This is a genomic window from Mesorhizobium sp. M0563, assembly GCF_040321065.1.
Classification (GTDB): domain Bacteria; phylum Pseudomonadota; class Alphaproteobacteria; order Rhizobiales; family Rhizobiaceae; genus Mesorhizobium.
This window is the reverse complement of sequence record NZ_JAMYQV010000007.1, coordinates 1-21,513: the sequence shown is the minus strand read 5'-3', so window position 1 is coordinate 21,513 and position 21,513 is coordinate 1. Positions and strand designations below refer to the sequence as shown.

The 21,513-nt window shown below is 62.8% G+C and carries 18 protein-coding genes; 10 read left to right on the top strand and 8 right to left on the bottom strand.

The window, feature by feature from the left end; genetic code table 11:
• Positions 1–111: 111 nt before the first annotated feature.
• Positions 112–864: a hypothetical protein gene (locus tag NKI50_RS11575; RefSeq protein ID WP_352716589.1), complete on the top strand. Its 753-nt coding sequence runs from the start codon at positions 112–114 to the stop codon at positions 862–864.
• 85 nt (positions 865–949) lie between these two features.
• Here the strand turns inward: NKI50_RS11575 and dksA are convergent, their stop codons facing one another.
• Positions 950–1,366 carry an RNA polymerase-binding protein DksA gene (gene dksA / locus NKI50_RS11570; protein ID WP_023717816.1) on the bottom strand — a complete coding sequence of 139 codons (417 nt, stop codon included), beginning with the start codon at positions 1,364–1,366 and terminating at the stop codon, positions 950–952.
• A gap of 259 nt (positions 1,367–1,625) precedes the next feature.
• Between dksA and NKI50_RS11565 the strand changes: the two genes are divergently transcribed.
• From NKI50_RS11565 to NKI50_RS11550, 4 genes are all read left to right on the top strand, one after another.
• On the top strand, positions 1,626–2,129 hold the full coding sequence (locus NKI50_RS11565; RefSeq protein ID WP_352642084.1) for a SixA phosphatase family protein: 504 nt from the start codon (positions 1,626–1,628) through the stop codon (positions 2,127–2,129).
• A gap of 64 nt (positions 2,130–2,193) precedes the next feature.
• Positions 2,194–3,672, top strand: a complete 1,479-nt coding sequence (locus tag NKI50_RS11560) for a YcjX family GTP-binding protein (protein ID WP_352642082.1) — start codon at positions 2,194–2,196, stop codon at positions 3,670–3,672.
• Complete coding sequence (locus NKI50_RS11555) at positions 3,669–4,763, top strand: YcjF family protein (protein ID WP_352482235.1); 1,095 nt, start codon at positions 3,669–3,671, stop codon at positions 4,761–4,763. Before NKI50_RS11560 ends, NKI50_RS11555 begins: the two co-directional genes overlap by 4 nt.
• An 87-nt stretch (positions 4,764–4,850) precedes the next feature.
• Positions 4,851–5,405, top strand: a complete 555-nt coding sequence (locus NKI50_RS11550) for a hypothetical protein (RefSeq protein WP_352482234.1) — start codon at positions 4,851–4,853, stop codon at positions 5,403–5,405.
• A 62-nt stretch (positions 5,406–5,467) separates the two neighbouring features.
• Here the strand turns inward: NKI50_RS11550 and NKI50_RS11545 are convergent, their stop codons facing one another.
• Positions 5,468–5,734 carry a hypothetical protein gene (locus NKI50_RS11545; RefSeq protein ID WP_023717821.1) on the bottom strand — a complete coding sequence of 89 codons (267 nt, stop codon included), beginning with the start codon at positions 5,732–5,734 and terminating at the stop codon, positions 5,468–5,470.
• Positions 5,735–5,958: 224 nt separating this feature from the next.
• On the opposite strand from NKI50_RS11545, the gene NKI50_RS11540 reads away from it, so the two are divergent.
• Together NKI50_RS11540 and NKI50_RS11535 are read left to right on the top strand one after the other, a co-directional pair.
• Entirely contained in the window at positions 5,959–7,794 is a 1,836-nt protein-coding gene (locus NKI50_RS11540) for a monovalent cation:proton antiporter-2 (CPA2) family protein (RefSeq protein WP_352642080.1), read from the top strand.
• A 20-nt stretch (positions 7,795–7,814) separates the two neighbouring features.
• The gene (locus NKI50_RS11535) at positions 7,815–8,363 is read left to right on the top strand and encodes a DUF924 family protein (protein ID WP_031193615.1); all 549 of its coding nucleotides are present in this window, start codon (positions 7,815–7,817) and stop codon (positions 8,361–8,363) included.
• A gap of 25 nt (positions 8,364–8,388) precedes the next feature.
• Here the strand turns inward: NKI50_RS11535 and folK are convergent, their stop codons facing one another.
• The 3 genes from folK to folP are packed head-to-tail and all read right to left on the bottom strand — an operon-like array spanning position 8,389 to position 10,102.
• Complete coding sequence (folK, locus tag NKI50_RS11530) at positions 8,389–8,910, bottom strand: 2-amino-4-hydroxy-6-hydroxymethyldihydropteridine diphosphokinase (protein ID WP_023717824.1); 522 nt, start codon at positions 8,908–8,910, stop codon at positions 8,389–8,391.
• Positions 8,894–9,253, bottom strand: a complete 360-nt coding sequence (gene folB / locus NKI50_RS11525) for a dihydroneopterin aldolase (RefSeq protein ID WP_023717825.1) — start codon at positions 9,251–9,253, stop codon at positions 8,894–8,896. The genes folK and folB overlap by 17 nt, the downstream gene beginning before the upstream one ends.
• Positions 9,254–9,256: 3 nt before the next feature.
• Positions 9,257–10,102 carry a dihydropteroate synthase gene (gene folP / locus NKI50_RS11520; RefSeq protein ID WP_023717826.1) on the bottom strand — a complete coding sequence of 282 codons (846 nt, stop codon included), beginning with the start codon at positions 10,100–10,102 and terminating at the stop codon, positions 9,257–9,259.
• 96 nt (positions 10,103–10,198) lie between these two features.
• Between folP and NKI50_RS11515 the strand changes: the two genes are divergently transcribed.
• Both NKI50_RS11515 and NKI50_RS11510 read left to right on the top strand, forming a co-directional pair.
• On the top strand, positions 10,199–10,816 hold the full coding sequence (locus NKI50_RS11515; RefSeq protein ID WP_352642079.1) for a DUF922 domain-containing Zn-dependent protease: 618 nt from the start codon (positions 10,199–10,201) through the stop codon (positions 10,814–10,816).
• A gap of 214 nt (positions 10,817–11,030) precedes the next feature.
• A complete protein-coding gene (locus NKI50_RS11510; protein ID WP_352642077.1) occupies positions 11,031–12,512 on the top strand; it encodes an MDR family MFS transporter in 1,482 nt (493 codons plus the stop codon).
• A gap of 26 nt (positions 12,513–12,538) precedes the next feature.
• Here NKI50_RS11510 and NKI50_RS11505 read toward each other — a convergent pair whose 3' ends face one another.
• From NKI50_RS11505 to NKI50_RS11495, 3 genes are all read right to left on the bottom strand, one after another.
• Positions 12,539–13,567, bottom strand: a complete 1,029-nt coding sequence (locus NKI50_RS11505) for an NAD(P)/FAD-dependent oxidoreductase (protein ID WP_023717829.1) — start codon at positions 13,565–13,567, stop codon at positions 12,539–12,541.
• Positions 13,568–13,649: 82 nt separating this feature from the next.
• Positions 13,650–13,970: a 2Fe-2S iron-sulfur cluster-binding protein gene (locus tag NKI50_RS11500; RefSeq protein ID WP_006334837.1), complete on the bottom strand. Its 321-nt coding sequence runs from the start codon at positions 13,968–13,970 to the stop codon at positions 13,650–13,652.
• A gap of 97 nt (positions 13,971–14,067) precedes the next feature.
• Positions 14,068–14,436 (bottom strand): Hpt domain-containing protein, encoded by a 369-nt coding sequence (locus tag NKI50_RS11495; protein ID WP_023717831.1) that lies wholly within the window; start codon positions 14,434–14,436, stop codon positions 14,068–14,070.
• Between the two features lie 285 nt (positions 14,437–14,721).
• Between NKI50_RS11495 and NKI50_RS11490 the strand changes: the two genes are divergently transcribed.
• A complete protein-coding gene (locus tag NKI50_RS11490; RefSeq protein WP_352716584.1) occupies positions 14,722–21,108 on the top strand; it encodes an apolipoprotein A-IV repeat region-like domain-containing protein in 6,387 nt (2,128 codons plus the stop codon).
• The last annotated feature ends 405 nt before the right edge of the window (positions 21,109–21,513 follow it).

The window sequence follows — 21,513 nt, the reverse complement described above, 5'->3', positions numbered from 1 at the left end:
GTTCCGCTCCCGGTGTTTCAAGCTGTTCACGAAGCGTGAAAGGCAACTTGCGGTGGCCTGCCGCAACAGTCTAGTGTCGCGTCTCTTCGAAAGCTGATTTTGGGGGAACCAATGCTGCAATGGCTGGATGGCGTGGCGGGTCCTGGTTATGCCGCGGCAATCCTGTGGACGTTTGCAGTACTTGTCCTTCTGCTCATCATTCTTTTTATCATCAGGCTGGTCCGCAGCCTGACCTTCGGAACATTCGTCGCCGGCGGCAGGAACCGCAAGACGCGGCTGGCGGTCATGGATGCCACAGCGGTCGACAGTCACCGGCGGCTGGTGCTGGTGCGCCGCGACGATATCGAGCACCTGCTCTTGATCGGTGGTCCGACCGACGTCGTCGTCGAGCGCGACATCAGGCTCTCGGCGCTGCGCCGCCCGGCATTGACCGGAGATAACAGCCACCAGCCGGCAGCAAGATCGGCTCAGACCACAGCCGCGCCGGTGAGGCAAGCGCCGCCGCAGGCGGCAAGCGTAGCCGCAACCCCTGTCCGAGCCCGCCAGACGGCGACAATGCCGGCAACAATGCCGGCACCGGCGCCGAAACCGCCATCGAACGTCACACCGTTGCCAAATTATGGATCCGTCAACGCCAATGCTTCACGGCATGCGCCGCCGCCGACAAGACAGGACTCCCCGGCAAGATACGAGCCGCCGGCACAGCACGAGTCGATCGACGATGCGCTGATGAAGGAGCTGGAGGTTTCCCTCGACGAGCCACGCTTCAGCCAAACGCCGAGCAAGCCGGTGGCGAAGGCATCGCCCTCTCTCGACGACGAGATGACGAAGCTCCTCGGCGAGTTGTCCAATCAGAAAAGATAGGCTGATAGCGAACGGCCAATGAAAATGGCCGGAAAACCGGCCATTTTGAACGCTTTACCGATGCCGCTCTGTTTTTCCCGCCGACTCAGTCGTCGCGGTACACCTTCTCGCGCCGCTCATGGCGCTCCTGTGCCTCGATCGACAAGGTCGCGATCGGGCGCGCGTCGAGCCGCTTCAGCGCGATCGGCTCGCCTGTTTCCTCGCAATAGCCGTAGGTGCCTTCGTCAAGGCGCTGGAGGGCGGAATCGATCTTCGAGATGAGTTTTCGCTGGCGATCGCGGGCGCGAAGTTCGATGGCGCGGTCGGTTTCTGAGGAAGCCCGATCGGCGAGATCGGGATGGTTGGCGTTTTCCTGCTGCAGGATTTCGAGAGTTTCGCGCGCTTCGCGCAAGATGTCGTTCTTCCAGGTGACGAGCTTCAGGCGAAAGTAGGATTTCTGCCGCTCGTTCATGAACGGCTCGTCTTCGGAGGGTACGTAATCGGCGGTAACGATGTCGTTCATTCGACTCACCCAACAAACCCCAAATTTGGCGCCTATATATTCGCGGACCGAAAACTGCACAAGGTCAATCGACGACTGTTTCACGCAATTGTTAGTCCCGGACAAACGGCATCCGCGATGCCCTTTTTGCGAAGAATACGACCGAATTCATACATGATTCGCTATGCTTGAAGGACGCTTGCCATTGCGCACGGAGCTCTTCTGATGGCAAATCCTGCGGCGTATTGACGGGTTCGGTGCCCGGCACAACGGGGATCCGGTGACCAGACTTTACCTGCTGAGGCATGCGAAGGCCGGCTGGGCGCTGCCCGGCGTCGCCGACTTCGACCGCCCGCTCTATACATCTGGCTTCGCCGATGCCGAAGCGATGGGCGTGCTGATGCGTTCTCGCAAATACGTACCGGGCCTCACCCTGTGCTCAAGCGCCAGGCGTGCCCGCCAGACGCTGGAAAGCTTAGCTGGCCATACGGACACGGGCCGGGTGCTGTTCTTTGACGCGCTCTACAACGACGATGCCGCCGCGTACCTCGCTGCCGTCCGGCAGAATGGCGGGCTGGACGCCCTGCTCGTCATTGGCCACAATCCGATGATTGAGGATCTCGCCATGGCGCTCTCAGGCGACGGCAACGAGACCGCGCGGGCCATGCTGAACCACGGCTTCCCGACCTCCGCACTTGCGGTGGTCCGGTTCAACGGCAGTCTTGCGGAGGCTGCGCCTGGCGCCGGCTATCTCCAAGCCTTCCTGACGCCTGCCGATATCTGAGGCCATTTCAAAGCCGCGCCTCAAAGCCTATATCGGTGGCTGACCGGCCCCGCGAGAACAGATTTTGGCATCATCGCTGACGACTTTCACCGACGAGGCGAAGATCGCCTTGGATACGTTGTCAGGCCGCGCTGCCGGGCTTTTCGCTCCGTCGCTGCGTCTTGGCGTGACCGGGCTGTCCCGCGCCGGCAAGACGGTGTTCATCTCGGCCCTTGTGCACAATCTGGTCCATGGCGGACGCTTGCCGCTGTTTGAGGCACAAAAATCGGGGCGCATCGCCAGGGCCTTTCTCGAAGAGCAGCCGGACGACGCCGTACCACGCTTCCAGTACGAGGATCACATCGCGGCTCTTGTCGACGACCGTGTCTGGCCGGACTCGACGCGTGCGATTTCCGAACTGAGGCTCACCATCGAATACGAATCGGCCTCCGGTTGGAGCCGCATGTTTTCCGCCGGCAAATTGTCCGTCGACGTCGTCGATTATCCCGGCGAATGGCTGCTCGACCTGCCGCTGCTCGGCAAGTCCTACGCCGATTTTTCGCGTGAGGCCTTCGAGATGGCCGTGTTGCCGGTGCGTGTCGATCTTTCGCGGGAATGGCAGGCGCTCTCTGCCTCCGTCGACCCCAACGCCGACGCCGACGAGATGACGGCGCGCCGTCTCGCCGAGAGCTTCGCCGCCTACCTCAAGGCCTGCAAGCTTGACGAGCGGGCGCTTTCGACCCTACCGCCCGGCCGCTTCCTGATGCCCGGCGATCTTGAAGGATCGCCGGCGCTGACCTTTGCGCCGCTGCCGAAACTCGGCCTCGGGCGCGCCCGCTCCGGATCGCTGCAGGCGATGATGGAGCGGCGCTACGAGGCTTACAAGACGTATGTCGTCAAACCGTTCTTTCGCGAACACATCACGCGCCTCGACCGGCAGATCGTGCTCATCGACGCCTTACAGGCATTGAACGCCGGCCCCGGTGCGATGGCCGATCTGGAACGCGCGGTCACCGAAATCCTGTCCTGTTTCCGGCCCGGCCGGGGCAACTTCCTGACCGACCTGTTTTCAAGACGCATCGACCGCATATTGGTGGCCGCGACCAAGGCCGACCATCTGCACCACGAAAGCCACGACCGGCTGCAGGCGATCGTGCGGCGGCTTGCCGACCGCGCCGTGGCGCGGGCGAATTTCACTGGTGCCGACGTCGACGTCGTCGCCATGGCGGCCATGCGCGCGACTCGGGAAGGCACGGTCAAGCAGGGCCGTGAGACTTTGCCGGTCATTATCGGCACGCCATTGCGTGGCGAAAAAATCAATGGCGAAACCTTTGACGGAAAGACCGAAACAGCCATATTTCCCGGTGATTTGCCGGAGAAAGTTGATGCGGTGTTCGATGGTTTCGAATCGAAGCACCAGCAGAACGATGACGACCCGGCGATCCGCTTCGTGCGCTTTCGCCCGCCGAAACTCGAGCGCACGGCCGAGGGCGTGACGCTGTCGCTGCCGCATATCAGGCTCGACCGCACGGTGCAGTTCCTGATCGGAGATCATCTCGCATGAGCGCGCCCCGCAGACCGGCGGCCTTTCGCATCGAGCCGGAGCCCCAGCCGAAGGTAGATCCGACGGCTCGCCATTCCGGGGCCGAGGCCGCGCCGGCGCGAAAGCCGCGTAACGTGAAGGCGGATCTTGCCGTGGTCACACCGGCGGAGATCGACGTCTTCGACGAGCCTGATGTCGTCGCTGCCGAACCGCCGCCGGCGATTGCGCCGCGAAAACGTTCGCTGCTTGGCAGCCTGTTCTTCGGCGCGCTGGGCGTTCTGGTTTCGCTCGCCCTTGGCCTCTGGACCGACCAGCTGATTCGCGACCTGTTCGAGCGCGCCGAGTGGCTGGGCTGGCTGGCGGCCGGAATGGCATTGATCGCCATCCTGGCGCTTGTGGTCATCCTTATCCGCGAATTCGTGGCGATTGCTCGCCTCGCCGAGGTCGAAAAGTTGCAGAAGCGGGCGCTCGATGCGATTGCCCGCGATGATCCGAAGGCCGCCCGCGCCGTGGTCGACGAGTTGTCGGCATTTGTCGCGGCCAAGCCCGAAACCGCGGCCGGCAGGCGCTCGCTGGCCGAATTGCGCGGCGAGATCATCGATGGCGGCAATCTGGTGCGGCTGGCCGAGACCGAGATCCTCGGCCCGCTCGATGCCCGCGCCAAGATGATGATCCTCGAAGCGGCGAAGCGCGTGTCCCTGGTGACCGCGGTCAGTCCGCGCGCGCTGGTCGACGTCGCTTATGTCGTGTTCGAAGCCGGCCGGCTGATTCGCCGTCTGTCGGAGCTCTATGGCGGCCGCCCCGGCACGCTTGGCTTTTTTCGCCTGGCGCGCAGCGTTCTCGCCCATCTCGCGGTCACTGGGTCGATCGCCGTCGGCGACAGTTTCGTCCAGCAGATCGTCGGCCATGGCCTTGCGGCTCGGCTCTCGGCCAAGCTCGGCGAAGGCGTCGTCAACGGCATGATGACGGCGCGCATCGGCATTGCAGCGATGGAAACGGCAAGGCCCCTGCCCTTTAACGCCGTCAGGCGTCCAGGATTGGGCGATTTCCTTTCCGCGCTGACCTCCTTTGCGGCAAAGAAAGAAAAAGAAACATCCGCTTCCGAGACGTGACTATCGCCTTGGGGTGACAAAGCATTAACCAATCTTGTTCATGGTCGGAAGCGTCCAAACCAGTCTCTTTGTTGCCGGGTGTCGTCGATGAAAAGCGTTATTTTGTCCAGCGTGCTGCCCGTGGCGCTCGCCCTTGTCGCAACCATCGGCATTGCCGGAAAGGCTTCGGCGGCAGAACCGGACAAGCAGTTCTTTCGATCGGTCGAGGGCAAATGGGTCGGCCCCGGAGAAATCGTTGCCGGCAAATACAAGGGCACGAAATTCACCTGCAGCTTCATTGGCTCGACGCCTGACGGCAAGGTCGGCATGTCGCTCGACGGCGGCTGCCGGGTCGGTATGTTCACCCAGCAGATGTCGGCAACGATCGAACACAAGGGCCGGCAGGGCTACAAGGGCAGCTTCATGGGCGGGGCCGCTGGCTCCGGCCTCGACATTATCGGTGGCAATGTCATCGATGCGCACAAGGTGGTTTTCACCATTAATCGCAATCAGTTGCGCGGCGTGATGCAGGCGCTTGTCCCCGACGACAATTCGATGACGGTGACCGTTGCCGTGCGCGTCGACCAGCAGCTGGTCCCGGTCATCGGCATGAAGTTGAAGCGGATCGATGCAGTCGAGGTCGGCTCCATAACTCCGAACTGAGCTTTCGGCGTGAAAAGGCGGCAACCAAACGCCGCCGCCCTCCTTGACATGCAGATGGGTGCTCAGCCCTTGATCGCTGCAATCAGCTCGTCATAGGCCTTGCAGGCCTCGGCTGCTGTCGTGCCGCCCTGATACTTGGTTGTGACCGCCTGGACCTTGGCTGTGAGGTCGGCTGCCTTGGCCGGATCCTTGGTAATCGCAGCCTGAAGTGCCGCAGTCATGTCCTGAGCCTTCTTGGTCAGCATCTCGGTCGTGCACTCGGGTGCCTTCGAACAGGCAGAGCCGGCAAGTGCCGCGATGCCAACGGCAACCAGCAAGAACTTCTTCATGTCAGTCATCTCCTCAAAAAGGGCCGCGACTTGATCGTCGCTCACCCTCCACTGGCCGAAGCCGGGCGTCCTTAGCGCCGGAAAACGAGCAACGCCCGGAGGCCCATTATCCTGTGCAGTGCGCCTGCAATAACGCCTGCACAATGCGCCGGATTCACACTGTTCGATCCGCTCCGAAGCCCCTATCTTGGCCGCTTGACTCCCAGGCGAGCGGAAGGGCAGGCATGGCGGCAGAGGCATCGAACAGCGATCTGATCCAGGTGGTGGCGCTGCTTGCCGCCGGCGTCGTTGCGGTGCCGATCTTCAGGCGCATGGGACTTGGCTCCATCCTCGGCTATTTGGCGGCCGGCGTCGTGATCGGCCCATTCGGGCTGCGCGTCTTTTCGGAATCGGAAGCCATTCTTCATGTCGCCGAACTCGGCGTCGTCATGTTCCTGTTCATCATCGGGCTGGAGATGCAGCCGTCACGCCTATGGGGCCTGCGCCGCGAGATTTTCGGGCTTGGTGCGCTGCAGGTCGGCGTCTGCGCGGTTCTGCTGACCGGCGTCGGCCTGGCGGGAGGTTTCCCGATCGGGCAATCCTTCGTCGCTGGCGCCGGTTTCGTACTCACCTCGACGGCAATCGTCATGCAATTGCTGGAAGAACGCGGCGACCTGGCAACGCCCAAGGGCCAGCGCATCGTCTCGGTCCTGCTTTTGGAAGATCTGGCCATCGTGCCGCTGCTGGCGCTGATCGCCTTCCTCGCGCCGGGCGGCGCCGATATGAGCCTGTCGGATAGGTTGACGGAGGTCGGCATCGGCCTTGCCGCGATCGTCGGGCTGGTGGTTGCCGGGCGCTATCTGCTCAATCCGTTCTTCCGTATCCTGGCGGATGCGCGCGCCCGTGAGGTGATGACCGCAGCTGCCCTTCTGGTCGTTCTCGGGTCAGCGCTCGCCATGCAGCTTTCCGGCCTGTCGATGGCCATGGGCGCCTTCCTGGCCGGCGTGCTTTTGTCGGAATCGACCTTCCGCCACCAGCTGGAGGCCGACATCGAACCGTTCCGCGGCATTCTGCTCGGGCTGTTCTTCCTCGCCGTCGGCATGTCGCTCGACCTGCATGTCGTCGTCGTCAACTGGCAGCTCATTGCCATCTATGTTGTCGCCTACATGGTGATGAAGGCGATCGGCATCTATATCGTTGCCCGCGTCCTCAAAACCGACCATCGGGAAGCGCTCGAGCGCGCCGTCTTCATGGCGCAAGGCGGCGAATTCGCCTTCGTCCTCTATTCCGCGGCGGCTGCGGTGGGCATTATCGACGGCCAAGCCAATGCGATGCTGACCGCCATTGTCATCATTTCCATGGTGCTGACGCCGTTGGCGATCATTGCACAGCGGTATCTGACGCCGCGCGACGAGCAGTCGCTTGAAGGCGTGGATGTCGCCAACGGCCTGACCGGCAGCGTGCTGATCATAGGCTTTGGCCGGTTCGGCCAGATCGCCAGCCAGCCGCTTTTGTTGCGCGGCATCGACGTGTCGATCATCGACAACGAGGTCGAAATGATCCAAGCAGCGGCCGATTTCGGCTTCAAGGTCTATTACGGCGACGGCACGCGGCTGGACATCCTGCGAGCCGCGGGAGCCGGGCGGGCACGCGCCGTGCTGATCTGCGTTGACAAGCCCGATGCCGCCGTGCGCATCGCGGAACTGATCAAGGCGGAGTTTCCCTTGCTGACAGTGCTGGCACGGGCGTTCGACCGCGGCACCGCGTTGCAGCTCATTCGTGCCGGCGTTGACTATCAGCTCCGCGAGACGTTCGAATCGGCGCTTGTCTTCGGCGGCTCGACGCTGGAAGCCCTCGGCGTCGACCCGGAAGAGGTCGCCGAGGTAGTCGAGGACGTCCGCCGCCGCGACGCTGCCCGTTTCGAGCTTCAACAGGCCGAAGGCATCCGCGCCGGACGGCGCTTCCTCAAAGGCAATATTGGCACCCCCATCCCGACGCCGCTCAGCACACCACGCCGCGCGGGTCAGGCGCTCAATGAGGAAACCGCCGGCGTGCTGCAGAAATCCGAGCCGGCCGATTAATCCTTGGGAAGATGCGAATGATGGATGAACTGGACGAACGCGCGCTCTCCGTCACCAGATTCTGGCGCCACGCCGGGGAGGACGCATGGTTCGAGAAGAACGACGCTTTTGATGCCGACTTCCGCACCCGGTTTCTCGATCTGCACTTCGCCGCCGCCCGCCGCGAATGCGACGGCTGGTCCGAACACGCCGAAGGGTCGCTGGCACTGATGATCCTGCTCGACCAGTTTCCGCGAAACTGCTTTCGCGGCACTGGCCACATGTACGCCACGGACCCGCTGGCGCGGCATTTTGCCGGGAAGGCGATCGCTGCCGGCCATGACTTGGCGCTCGACGAAGAGCTCCGCGTCTTTCTTTATCTGCCCTATGAGCATTCGGAGGATCTCGCCGATCAGCTCAAATCGATGGAGCTTACCGCCGCCAAAGCCCCGTCCTATCTGAAATATGCGGTAGAACACCGCGACATCATCCAGCGCTTCGGCCGCTTTCCACACCGAAACAGGATGCTTGGCCGGGAGACGACACCGGACGAACAAATGTTCCTCGACGGTGGTGGGTTTTCCGGCTGATTTTCGGCCACCAATGGCGGCAGCGTCAGGTCTTCCACCATTTCCGGCCTGACGGCAGCCGTTCAATACCCGACGTGTCGACGGCGGCCAGTCGCTCCGACACGCTCTTGCCGTCGACCACAAGCTTCGGTGCAATTTCTGCCAGCGGTGCCAGCACGAAGGCGCGCTCCAGCATGCGCGGATGCGGCACCTCCAGTCCGGTCTCGTGGATGATGCGGTCACCGAACACCAGAATGTCGATGTCGATCAGGCGCGGACCCCAGCGCTCCTCCCGCACCCGCTTCAGTTTTCGCTCGGCGTCGAGGCAAAGGTCGAGCAAAGCCCGCGGCGCAAGCGCGGTCGAGATCTCGGCCGCCGCATTGAGGAAATCCGGCTGATCGAGCTTGCCCCAGGGCGGCGTTCGGTAGAGCGACGAAACGGCAACGACGCGCGTGCTCTCGTCGGCATCCAGAATGCCCAGTGCCGCAGCCATCGACTTCGCCGGATCACCGAGATTGCCGCCAAGGCTGAGATAGACGGTGTTGTTGTTACTATTCTGGCCAGACAACGGTCACCTCGACATGATCGAGCACACCCGGCACCGGGGCGTTCGGCTTGCGCACGGTGATCTCGGCCTTTTTGATCTGCGGAAACCGCGCCGTCAGCGCCCTCGCCACTTCGAGCGCCAGCGCTTCGATCAGAAAGCGCCGCTCGCCGGTAATGATCTTTTCGATGACCGCAAAGGCGATGCCGTAATTGACGGTGTCCTCGATAGAATCGTCGACCAGCGCCCGCCCGGGGTCTACCGTGAGCGCCGCATCGACATAAAAGCGCTGGCCGAGCGTCTCCTCTTCGTCCAGCACACCGTGCCGGGCGAAGAAGGCGCAGTTCTTCATGCGGATGACATACATGGCTCAGCTTTCCCCGATCTCACGTGCCAGCATAGCATCGGCAATAGCCAACGCATCCACGTTGATTGCGACATCGTGGACGCGAAAAAGATGCGCGCCTTTGAGCCTCAGGATGACGCTTGTGGCGGCGGTTCCGGCGCCCCTTGCCGCTGCGTCGCGGCCGGTGACGGTGCCGATAAAGCGCTTTCGCGATGTGCCGGCCATCAGCGGAAAGCCCAGCGCACGAAGCTCGGAAAACCGTGCCATCAGGTCAAGGTTTTCCGCGGCTGTCTCCTTGGCGAAGCCGAAGCCCGGATCGAGCACGATGTGGTCGTCGGCAACACCGCTCCGTTGCGCGATTTCCAGCGACTTCCTGAGGAAGAAGAGCTGATCGGCAATCACGTCGGGCAGTTTCTGCCGGTCCCGTCCCGTGTGCATGATGACAAGGCCGGCGCCGGTTTCGGCAGCGACGCTGGCAATGCCCGGCTCGCGCTGCAGGCCCCAGACGTCGTTGACGATATGTGCACCGGCTTGGACGGCAAGCCGCGCCGTATCCTGGCGATAGGTATCGACCGAGATCAGCGTTCCGCCAGACGTCGCGAGCGCCTCGATGATGGGCACTATGCGGGCCTGCTCTTCCTTTGCAGACACCGGAGAGGCACCGGGACGCGTCGATTCTCCGCCGATGTCGATGACGGAGGCTCCCTCCTCCACCATACGGCGCGCCTGGTCCACCGCTTTTTCCGGGGCATCGAACAGCCCGCCGTCGGAAAAACTGTCCGGCGTGACGTTGAGGATGCCGACGACGATGGCCTTGCCGCCAAGGTCAAGATGGCGCCCATGCGCCAGCTGCCATCGCCCTGTCATCATTGCCCATCAACCATGTTCGATCCCACGTCATGACCGGGGATCAATTCCGTTGCGCCGGAGACGGCGGTAAAGCAAGGTGGGTAAAGAGGCAACACGATGAAACGATCCCTCCTCTGCGCCCTGATGCTCGCTCTGACCGCATTCCCGGCCGGCGCTACGACTCTCGTCAAGACATATAGTTATTTCCCGATCGGCGGCAGGACGCTCGATGACATCGGGACCCAGCTGTCGAAACTCGGGCCTCAGGTGAAAAGCACCGGGTCGCGGCATCCCGGCGCCACCCAGATGGCGTTCACCACCCGCGTCAGTTATGCGCAAAAGCCGGGCTCGTGCTGGATTGCCGACGCTGCCGTTACCGTCAAGGTCAAGGTTATCCTTCCCGAGTGGCGCCGCCCGCGCAAAGCCGATGCAGGCGTCAAGCTGTTCTGGGAGACTTTGTCCTCCGACATCAAGCGCCATGAGGAACGCCACGTCGAGATTGCCAAGAACCATGGCCGCGAACTAGAAGACGCCTTGAAGGCGAGCTACCCTGAAAAGACCTGCGAATTGGCCAAGGCCAAGGCCGCGAAAATTACAGCGGCCATGCTTGCCAAGCACGACCAGGACCAGATGCGCTTCGATCGTGTGGAAAGCGTCAATTTCCAAAGCCGCATCCTGCGGCTTTTGCACTATCGCATCGAGCGCATTGAGAATGGACGGCTCGCTCCCGGCTGAACTCCGCGTCGGACAAAGCCAAATTTGGAACAAAGCCAATTTGGCGAAGCATAGTGCCAGCTTCGAAAAACTTTCGAGCCGCTGTCGAAATCGGCCTATAGCGAACGACATATGCCAGGTTCGCAGGGATCAGCCTCCGGCAAACGCCAATCGGCGTACTAGATGCTTCCCAGCCCGTCGCGGAAGTGCACGCAGGCATAATGGATGAACGGATATGGACCAGGCTATCGACAAGCAAGCGATGGTGGAAACCAGCACGCCGCTGACCGAAACCGAGAAAAACGCCATCATCGGCGGCGTGCTTTTGTCAATGCTGCTGGCGGCGCTCGACCAGACCATCGTCGCGCCGGCGATGCCGACGATGGCACGTCTGCTCGGGCATGCCGAATATCTGCCGTGGATCGTAACCGGCTATCTTCTGACCGCGACCGCAGTGGCGCCGCTCTACGGCAAGATCTCCGATATCTATGGCCGCCGGCCGACCGTCTATGCGGCAATCCTGATCTTTCTCGCCGGGTCGCTGGTCAGCGCCACGGCCCCCAACATGCTGGTCCTGGTTGTCGGCCGGGCGATCCAGGGCGCCGGCGGCGGCGGGCTCTTCGCCCTGACGCAGACCGTGATCGGCGACCTCGTGCCGCCGCGCGAGCGGGCTCGCTACGCCGCCTGGATTTCGGGCACCTGGGCCGTCGCCAGCATCGCCGGGCCGCTGCTCGGCGGCACCTTCGCCGAACATCTGCATTGGTCGCTGATCTTCTGGATCAACATTCCGCTCGGCCTGCTGGCGATGGCGATCATTAACAATCCGCTCAAGAAGCTGCCGATCGCCGCAAAACATCACCGCATCGACGGCCTCGGCGCGCTGCTTCTGGTCGCGGCCACCTCGCTGCTGCTGCTTGCCTTGAACTGGGGCGGCAGCGAGTATCCGTGGCTGTCGCGTGAAATCCTTGGACTGCTCGCCTGCTCAGCGGTGTTCTGGAGCGCGTTCGCGCTGCGGCTGATGCGCGCGGCCGAACCGCTGATCTCGCTGGAAGTGCTCGGCAATCCGATCGTTCTCGCCGGCACGTTGTCGATGTTCCTGCTGCAGGCCGCCAATGTCGGCTTGTCGGTCTATCTGCCGGTCTACCTGCAATCGGTCGTCGGCCTGTCAGTCAGCGAATCTGGCACCGCGTTGCTTGGGCTGATGCTCGGCACGGTGGCCGGTGCGACATTCAGCGCGCGAATGATCCCACGCTTTTTCCACTACAAGCGCATTGCCATGGTCGGAACTGTTTTCTCGATCCTGTGCCTCGGCGTGCTCAGCCTGGCCGCCGGGCATGCCTCGCTATTGCTTGTCGAGGTGTTGACGACCTGCATAGGCCTGGGCACAGGCACGACCTTTCCGGTTGCCACTGTCTCGGTCCAGAACGCCGTCGATCGCATGCACCTTGGCGTGGCGACCGGCGTTCTCACCTTCCTCCGCTCGCTGGGCAGTGCGCTTGGCGTCGCCATGCTTGGTGCCGTCGCCCTTGGTTACGGGCTGCCGCTGGCCAGCGAAGGCACGCAGACGGCCGGCCATATCGCCTCAGCCACGCCGTTCGTGATGATCTTTCTTGCCGCCGCCGCGACCTTGCTGCTGTCGTTCATCACGCTCTGGCTGATGCCGGAGAAAACGCTTCGCGGCCATGCCGAGGCTTCGGCCCCAGCCCTGGCGGAGTAGACCGGCCTGGTGAAATCCGGCGAGCTTCAGTCGACCACGCCGAGCTTCTTCTGCAGGCTGGTCGACGAAGTCGTATACTGGAACACGATGCGCTCGCCGGGGCTGATGATGCGCTTGGCTGCCTGTGCCATTAGAGCGACCTCATGGAAGCCCGACAGGATCAGCTTCAGCTTGCCGGGGTACCAGTTGATGTCGCCGACGGCGAAGATGCCGGGCACCGACGTCTGGAATTTTTCGGTGTCGACCGGGATCAGGTTTTCGTGGAGATTGAGGCCCCATTCGGCGATTGGGCCGAGCTTCATCGTCAGGCCGAAAAATGGCAGCATCCGCGTGCACGGCACTTCGACATCGCCCTCCGGCCCCTTGATCGTGGCGGAGGCTAGCTGGCCGTCGCTGCCGGTCAGGCCCGTCACCTGTCCGACTTGGAATTCCAGCTGCTTCATCTCTTGCATGGCATACATCTTGTTGACGCTGTCGGGCGCTGCCCGGAATTCGGGCCGCCGATGCACCAGCGTCACGCTCTTGGCCACCGGCTGCAGGTTCAGCGTCCAGTCGAGCGCCGAATCGCCGCCGCCGACGATGACGAGGTCATGGCCGCGAAAGTCCTCCATCCGGCGCACCGAGTAGAACACGCTCTTGCCTTCATAGGGTTCGATGCCTGGAATCGGCGGCCGCTTCGGCTGGAAAGAGCCGCCGCCGGCGGCAATCACCACAATTTTGGCTTCGAACACCTCGTTTTCGTCGGTAGTGACGCGGAAGCTGCCGTCCTCCAGCCTTTCCAGGCTCGAAACCATGCGGTTATAGGTGAATTCGGGCTTGAACGGCGCGATCTGCTCAAGCAGCTTGTCGACCAGACCTTGCGCCGAGATCGAGGGCCAACCCGGAATGTCGTAGATCGGCTTTTCCGGGTAGAGTTCGGCGCACTGCCCGCCGGGCCGGTCGAGTATGTCGATCAGATGGCACTTCATGTCGAAGAGGCCGAGCTCGAATACGGCAAACAGGCCGACAGGCCCTGCCCCGACAATGAGTACGTCCGTCTTGGTGATAGCGGTCATGAAGCATGCGCCTTTATGGGAAAACGGCGCGACACTGCATGACCATTGGTCCGCTGCCAAGCGGCAGCCGCAAAAATCGGCTTCAGCCTTGGCGGGCCGGCACGCGCACGACCAGCCCATCGAGGGCGTCGCGCACCTTGATCTGGCATGACAGCCGCGAATTCGGCTGGACGTCGTAGGCGAAGTCCAGCATGTCTTCTTCCATGGCTTCCGGCTCGCCGACCTCCGCCGTCCAGGCTTCGTCGACATAGACATGGCAGGTCGCGCAGGCGCAGGCGCCGCCGCATTCCGCTTCTATTCCCGGCACCGCATTGCGGATCGCATTTTCCATGACGGTCGAGCCGTTTTCGGCATCCACGTCAAAATGCGTGCCGTCATGGGCGATGAAGGTCAGCTTGGTCATTTGTCACCTGAAGGGAGTCTGAGCCGACATAATCACTCTGCCAGACAAGTCAACTGCGGCGCGAAAGCGCCGCTGCGTGGCGTTTTGGGAATAAGTTCTATCGGCTGATGGCGGCGACGAAGTCGCGCACTTCTTCGATCAGTGAGCCAAGGCGCTTCAGCGTGCTGGCGTCGTCGGGCCGGCATTCGATCGCACTGGCGCAATCGGCAATGGCGAAGGCGCCGACCCCGCGCGCCGAGCCTTTGAGCCCGTGCGCCAGTAGCAGCCGCTGCCTGACATCCGCATCGACGATCTTGTCGCGCACCGATAGCGCCTGCTGCACGAACAGTGCCAGCACCTCTTGCTCGAGGCTCCGATCGCCCATCGTCTGGCGCGCAAGATGCGCCAGATCGATCGGCCGCGCCCCAGCTGTCCCTGACACGTCACCGCCGGGCATCGAGAAGGCAATGCCGTTTTCGCCACGTATCACTTTGAGACTCCGTTCTTCGACCGCCGCAAAAAATAGGCGTATCCGGTGGACAACGGGTTAATGATTGACCCGGAAAAATGTCGCGATAACGGCGCCGGAATCACGGCTGTGTTAACCTTATATTTAAAGTTTTACGTATCGGACGGAATGCATGTTTTCTTTACCCCGCTGTGTCATTACGATACGACAGGTCCATTTTCAGCCTCCTGCGCGGGACACGCTAGGCAGAATCAATAAGCACAACCATAAGTCCCGCGGCAGCTTGTAGAGGGTAGCGAAGGCATGGCGAAGAAACCAACGACGACAAAAACGCTCGACAGCGACGTAGCCAGGGAACTCGAAAAGGCACTTGATATCGATCTGAGCGGCGATGCCGGCGGCGACTTCGACATCGCGGCATCCATGGAAGATCTGGAAGCGCAGATATCGCAAGCCGCCGACGAACTGGCGCGCGAAGGCCGCAGCCAGAACGAGGCGCCTGCCCCCGACCAGGCCCAGAATGCAGCACCCGCCGCCAATCAAAGCCAGAACCTAAATCCCGCGCCAAAAGCCAAGCCGGCTGAGTTGCGTCCTGTCGCAACGCGCAATGGCTCGCAGCCGCCAGCTTTCTCGCCGGCCAACGACGATCGTCAAAAAGACTATAAGACGCTCCTGCACACCCTCAACCGGCGCGCCTCGAACACGATCTATTGGGTCGTGGCTTTTGTTTCGCTGGCCTGGATCGCCGGCGCCGGTGGCCTCGCGAACCTGTTGTTCGGACCTGGCATCTGGAACATCCGCACCTTCGATCAGTTTTTCGCCCGTCCCGAGCTGATCGGCCTGGCGGTCGCGGCAATCGTGCCCGTCATCCTGTTCTGGGCATTCGCAGTGATGATTCGCCGCGCTCAGGAGATGCGCCTTGCCGCGCAGTCGATGACCGAGGTGGCCTTCCGTCTGGCCGAGCCGGAAAATCTTGCCCAGGATCGCGTCATGATGATCGGCCAAGCGGTTCGCCGCGAGGTGGCGGCCATGGGCGAAGGCATCGAACGCACGCTTGCGCGCGCCGTCGAGCTCGAAACGCTGGTTCACAGCGAGGTGAACCAGATCGAGCGCTCCTATTCGGAGAACGAGTCCCGCATCCGCTCGCTGGTCGACGGGCTGGGCAGCGAGCGCGAAGCGGTCGTCACCCATGCCGAGCGTGTGCGCGCCTCGATCACCGGTGCCCACGAGACGCTGAAGGACGAGATCAACGCCGCCAGCGATATCATTCGCGACAGCATTCTCAACGCCTCGACCAAGCTGTCGATGACGATCAACGAATCCGGCGACACGCTGATCGACAGGATCAACGGGAGCTCGATGTCGATCTTCGATTCGGTGGAAGGCCGGCTCGAATCGATCACCGACCGGCTGTCGACGTCGGGCGAGGCCTTCGCCAGCCTGCTCGACACCCGCATCGCCAAGCTGACGGACACCACCGATGGCCTGACGCGGTCGCTGACCGACCTGCTCGACGACCGCACGACCGGCATGGTGTCGCTGCTCGGCGGTGCCGCGCGCACACTCAATTCCGAATTCGAAGCCAGCCTCAACGGCATCGAGCGGACGCTTGCCGAACGTGGCCAGGCGCTGATCAGCGAGTTCCAGACCCGCGCCGAGGCGCTCGACACCGGTACGCAGAAGCTCAACGCCGCGCTGGAGGCTCGCGCACGCCAGATCAACGAGACGCTGGTCGAGCGCGCGCGCGAAATCGCCCACACCTTCCAGGATAGCAAGGAGACGCTGTCGGCGATGATCGATCAGGGCAAGACCCAGATCGGCGCCGACATGGCCGACATCATCTCATCGACCTCGACCATGCTCGAAGCCCGCGCCGGCGATTTCGCCGGGCGCATGGAAGCGGCGCGCCATGTCGTATCGCGATCGTTCGATACGGACATCCAGCGGCTTGCGGATGCTCGCGCCGGCATCGAGGAAGCCGTCGAAAACCACAGCCGCAAACTTTCCGAAAGCCGCGACCGGATGGCGGCGGCAATGCAGGCCGATCTGGCGAAGTTCGCCGAGGGCCGCGCCGAAATCGATGCGGCGGTGACCAACCAGGTGCAGAAGCTTGCCGAAGGCCGCGGCCTGATCTCGCGCGCCCTTGAAGAGGATCTGCGCAAGGTCAACGAATCGCGTGCAGCGATCGACGCTTCGCTGGGCAGCCATCTAGAAAGCCTTGAAGAGGGCCGCAACCGGCTCGCCCAGGCCTTGAACGAAGACTCTGGAAAACTCGTACAAGCCCGCACGATCATTGATGAAATGGTTGCCGGGCACGTCGGAAAGCTCGCCGAAGGCCGCAGCATTCTTTCGCGCGCGCTCGAGGCCGACCTCGGCAAGCTGGCAGACAGTCGCGCCAGCATCGACGGCCTTGTCGCCGGTCAAGTCGAAAAGATCGCCGAGGGTCGCGCCATACTCGCCAGTGCGCTGGAATCCGACATCGCCGGCATCAATGGCCTCATCGAGGCCCATTCGGCGAAATTGGCGCAAGACCGCAGCGGTCTTTCCCAGTCGCTCGAGAACGACCTGTCCGACATCAGAGGTCTGATCGCCGATCATTCGGGCAGGCTCGCCGATGATCGCAGCCTGCTTTCGAAGACGCTTGAAGACGATCTTGCCAAGCTGGCCGAAAGCCGGTCGAGCATCGACGGGCTGGTTGCCGGCCAGGTCGAGAAGCTTGCCGAAGGCCGCGATATCCTCAAGCGCGCGCTGGAATCGGACCTGAACGCGATCAAGGGCGTCATCGCTGGCCAGTCCGAAAAGCTGGCGGAAGACCGTGGCCAGCTGTCACGGGCACTGGAGAGCGACTTGGAGGCTGTGCGCGGCGTTGTCTCCGATCACATGAACAAGCTCGCGGAAGACCGTTCGACGCTGTCGAAGGCGCTCGAAGACGATCTCGCCAAGTTGGCCGAAAGCCGCTCGAGCATCGATGTGATGGTTGCCGGCCAGGTCGAAAAACTGGCAGAGGGCCGCGACATCCTCAAACGCGCTCTGGAAGCCGATCTGAGCACCGTCAAGGGCGTCATTGCCAGTCAATCCGAGAAGCTGGGGGAGGATCGCGGTCAGCTGTCGCGCGCACTGGAGACCGATCTCGAGACCGTGCGGGGCGTCGTCTCCGAACATATGAACAAGCTCGCCGAGGACCGTTCGGCCCTGTCGAAGGCGCTCGAGGACGATCTCGCCAGGCTGGCAGAAAGCCGGTCGAGCATCGACGGGCTGGTTTCCGGTCAGGTCGAGAAGCTGGCCGAGGGCCGCGACATCCTCAAGCGCGCGCTGGAAGACGATCTCGCCAAGCTGGCCGAAAGCCGCTCGAGCATCGACGGGCTGGTTTCCGGCCAGGTCGAGAAACTGGCCGAAGGCCGCGACATCCTCAAACGCGCTTTGGAGGCCGATCTCAACACGATCAGGGGCGCCATCGCCGACCAGTCGCAGCTATTAACCGACAATCGCGCACAGTTTTCGCGCGCCCTAGAGGCCGATCTCGGCAACGTCAACAGCCTTGTCGCTACCCACGCGGAGAAGCTCGTCCAGGACCGCTCGACCCTGTCGAAGGCGCTCGAGGACGATCTCGCCAAGCTGGCCGAAAGCCGCTCGAGCATCGATGGGCTGGTTGCCGGCCAGGTCGAGAAGCTTGCCGAAGGCCGCGACATCCTCAGGCGCGCTCTGGAAGCCGATCTGGAGAGGCTTGCATTGAGCCGCAGCGAGGTCGACGAGATTGTCGCCGGTCATGTCGGCAAGCTGACCGAGGGCCGCGACATGCTGACCCGCGCATTGCAGGACGATCTCTCCAGGCTCGCCGACACGCGCAAGGATGTCGACCGTTCGCTGTCCGGCCATATCGACCAGATCGCCGCCAGGAGCACCGACATCTCCGATGCCATCGCTGCCGACGTGGAAAAGATCGAGCAGGCGTTCAGCCGGCAGACAGGCATCATCGAGGAGCGCGCCAGCACCATGGAGCGGGCGCTGTCGACGGGTGTCGACAACGTTCGCAGTGTGCTCGAAAGAAGCGCGGTCTTCGTCGCCGGGGCGCTGCGCGAGAAGGTCATGGAAGTCACCAGCGCTCTGCATGAGCAGGCGGGCGCTGCATTCAGCGATGCCGACCGCAAGATCGCCGAGCGCGCCGAGCAGACCTCGGCCGCTCTGCTCGCCAGGGCGGAGGACATCGCCCGCACCTTCGAGGAGGCGGATCGTCGCCTCGCCGCCCGCGCCGAGGATACGTCGAGCGCACTGATTGCCCGCGCCGACGACACGTCGAACACCTTGCTCGCGCGCGCCCAGGAGACGGCCGATCAGCTGGCAACCCGAGCAAGTGAGATTGCCGGTACCTTCGACGCGGCGGACCACAGGCTGGTCTCTCGCGCCATCGAAACGGCCCAGTCGCTGGCTGCACGTGCCGGCGACATCTTGCGCAATTTCGAAACAGCTGACGAGCGGCTGGGCGTGCGCATCGGCGAATCCGCCGAAGCTCTCGCGGCACGTGCGTCGGATCTCGGCCGCATTTTCGATGCCGCCGACCAGCAACTTATTTCGCGCATTGCCGAAGGCTCCGAAGCACTTTCGGCACGTGCGTCCGAGATCGGCCGCATCTTCGAGGAGGCCGATCATCGCCTGGTGTCCCGTATCGCCGACAGCAGCACCGCAATCGGCGAACATGCCGACAACATTGTCGGTGCCTTCACCAGCACCGAGCAGCGGGTTGCCGAACGCGCCAGGCAGACTGGCCAGGAACTCGCCGTCCATGCCCGTGAAATCGAGCAGCTGCTTGCCGGTGCCGACGAACGCCTGGCATCGAGTGCTGCCGCCACAGCGGCCCGCGTCGAGGAGCAGGTCGCCAGCGTCGAGAACCGCCTCGCCTACACTGCCGAGACAATGGGCCAAAAGCTCAACGAACAGGTCTCGAACGCCGAGGCGCAGTTAGTCTCGCGTGCCAACACGATCGCCGAAACCTTCACCGCGGTCGGCCAGCATATCGGCCAGAGCACCAACGACGCTGCAAAGACCATCGGTGCCAATACTCGCGAGCTCAGTACGATGCTTGCGGCACGTTCGGCCGAAATATCGAAAATCCTGGACGAGACGGCACGGCCTCTGGTCGAGCGCTTCGCCCAGGGCGGCTCCGAGCTGCAAAAGAGCATGGAAGAGGTCACCGAACGTGCGACAGAGAAGCTGCGCACTCAAAACGCCGCCCTCGTCGACGCCCTCGCCAGCCGCACGGCCGAAACTCTGTCGGCCGTCGAAGGCGCGCGCTCGACGCTTGCCGACAGCGTTGCCGACCTCATCGGCCGCATGACCACCTCCAGCTCGCAGCTCGGTCAATTGATCGAGCAGGCGGCGACCAATCTCGGCCAGGTCGACGAACGCCTGACTGGGAGCACGCAAAGCTTCGCGGCGACCACGGAAAAGACCGCCCAGACTTTCGCCAGCTCGGCGCGCCTTGTCGATTCGAACACGACGCGGCTCACCGAGCTGTCGTCCTCGACCTTGCGCGAGGTTGCCTCTATCGCCACCAAGTTCGACGAGCACAGCCGGTTGCTGTCCAGCGCCTCGGATCTGCTGAGCTCGGCCCAGAGCAACCTCGAGCACACGCTCGAAAGGCAATCGTCGCTGGAGGACCTCGCCGTCGGCCTTGTTAAGAAGTCGGAAGATCTCGAAAGGGTCATGCGCTCGTTCGAGAATCTGGTCGGCCAGACGCTGCAGAACGCCGAAGGCAAGACGCTGGAATCCGCCGACAAGATCCGTGCCGCGATTTCCGAAGTGGTCGATTCGGCTACCAAGCGCTTTGCCGATGCGACCGAGGAAATGCGGCGCACCGCCGGCTCGATCAAGAGCGAGCTCGACCTCACCCGAGCCGAGCTCAAGAAAGGCGTCATCGAGATGCCGGAAGAGGCAAAGGAATCAACCACGGCTATCCGCCGTGCCGTTTCCGAGCAGATCAACGCGCTGAAGGAACTTTCTGAAATCGTTGCCAAATCTGGCCGCAGCGCCGACAGTTCGGAACAGCGCAACCTGCGTCCGGCGCCGCAAGCGCCTGCCGCACGCGCCGCCGAGCCGCCACGCCGCCCGGCTCCGGCTCCGGAACAGCGCCGTGCACCGCAGGCGCCTTCGGGCGAGACGGCGCTGCGCGGCACGCTCGACCTCGAGCGTCCCGCAGACACAGCGCTGCGCCAGCGCGACCCCAACGGCCGCACGCCGCAAGGCGGCTGGGTGCGCGACCTCCTGACCGGTGCATCGCGCGAAGACGACGCCAAGCCGGCGGCGCCTGCCGAAGCGCCGCGCCCGGCTCCCGCTCCGCGTTCGCCGCTTCATGTCGTGGAATCGCTGAACTCGCTCTCCGTCGATATCGCCCGAGCCATCGATCACGATGCCTCGATCGAGCTGTGGAACCGATACCGGCGCGGCGAGCGCGACGTCTTCACGCGCCGTCTTTACACGCTGAAGGGCCAGCAGACGTTCGACGAGATCCGCCGCAAATATCAGTCGGAGGCGGAGTTCCGCGCTGCTGTCGATCGTTACTGCGACGATTTCGAAAAGCTGCTCAAAGACGTGTCGCGCAACGACCGCGACAACATCATGGCGCAGACCTACCTGACGTCGGATACCGGCAAGGTCTACACCATGCTGGCCCACGCCAGCGGCCGCTTGCATTGATCAGACGACAATGGAACATGAAAAGGCGGGAAATTCCCGCCTTTTTCGCGCCGTGCTGATCTTGATCCTATCAACGCATGAAGCGACACCCCAGGATGCGTTCAAATGACGAGGCATCCTGCTCTATCTGTTGTTTAGCCGCATTTCTGCGGTGCCAAGTAACACCATTAGGCAGAATGCTCTAGGGTCAAAAACCAAACACTCTGAACGACCGAATTCGACCCATTTTTGCCGTTCCGATATCGGGCCTCACCATCTCCAAGGCGGTACATTCACCCACTATTCGGCGAGAAAAATCTCGTTCCGATCAAAGCCGCCCTAAGTTGTGTGCGTCAAGTTCTGCAAAAATGGCGTGGCAGTAGCTGTGACGTCGGCGTGTCCGCCGCGCAGCCCCCGTGTTTAGCG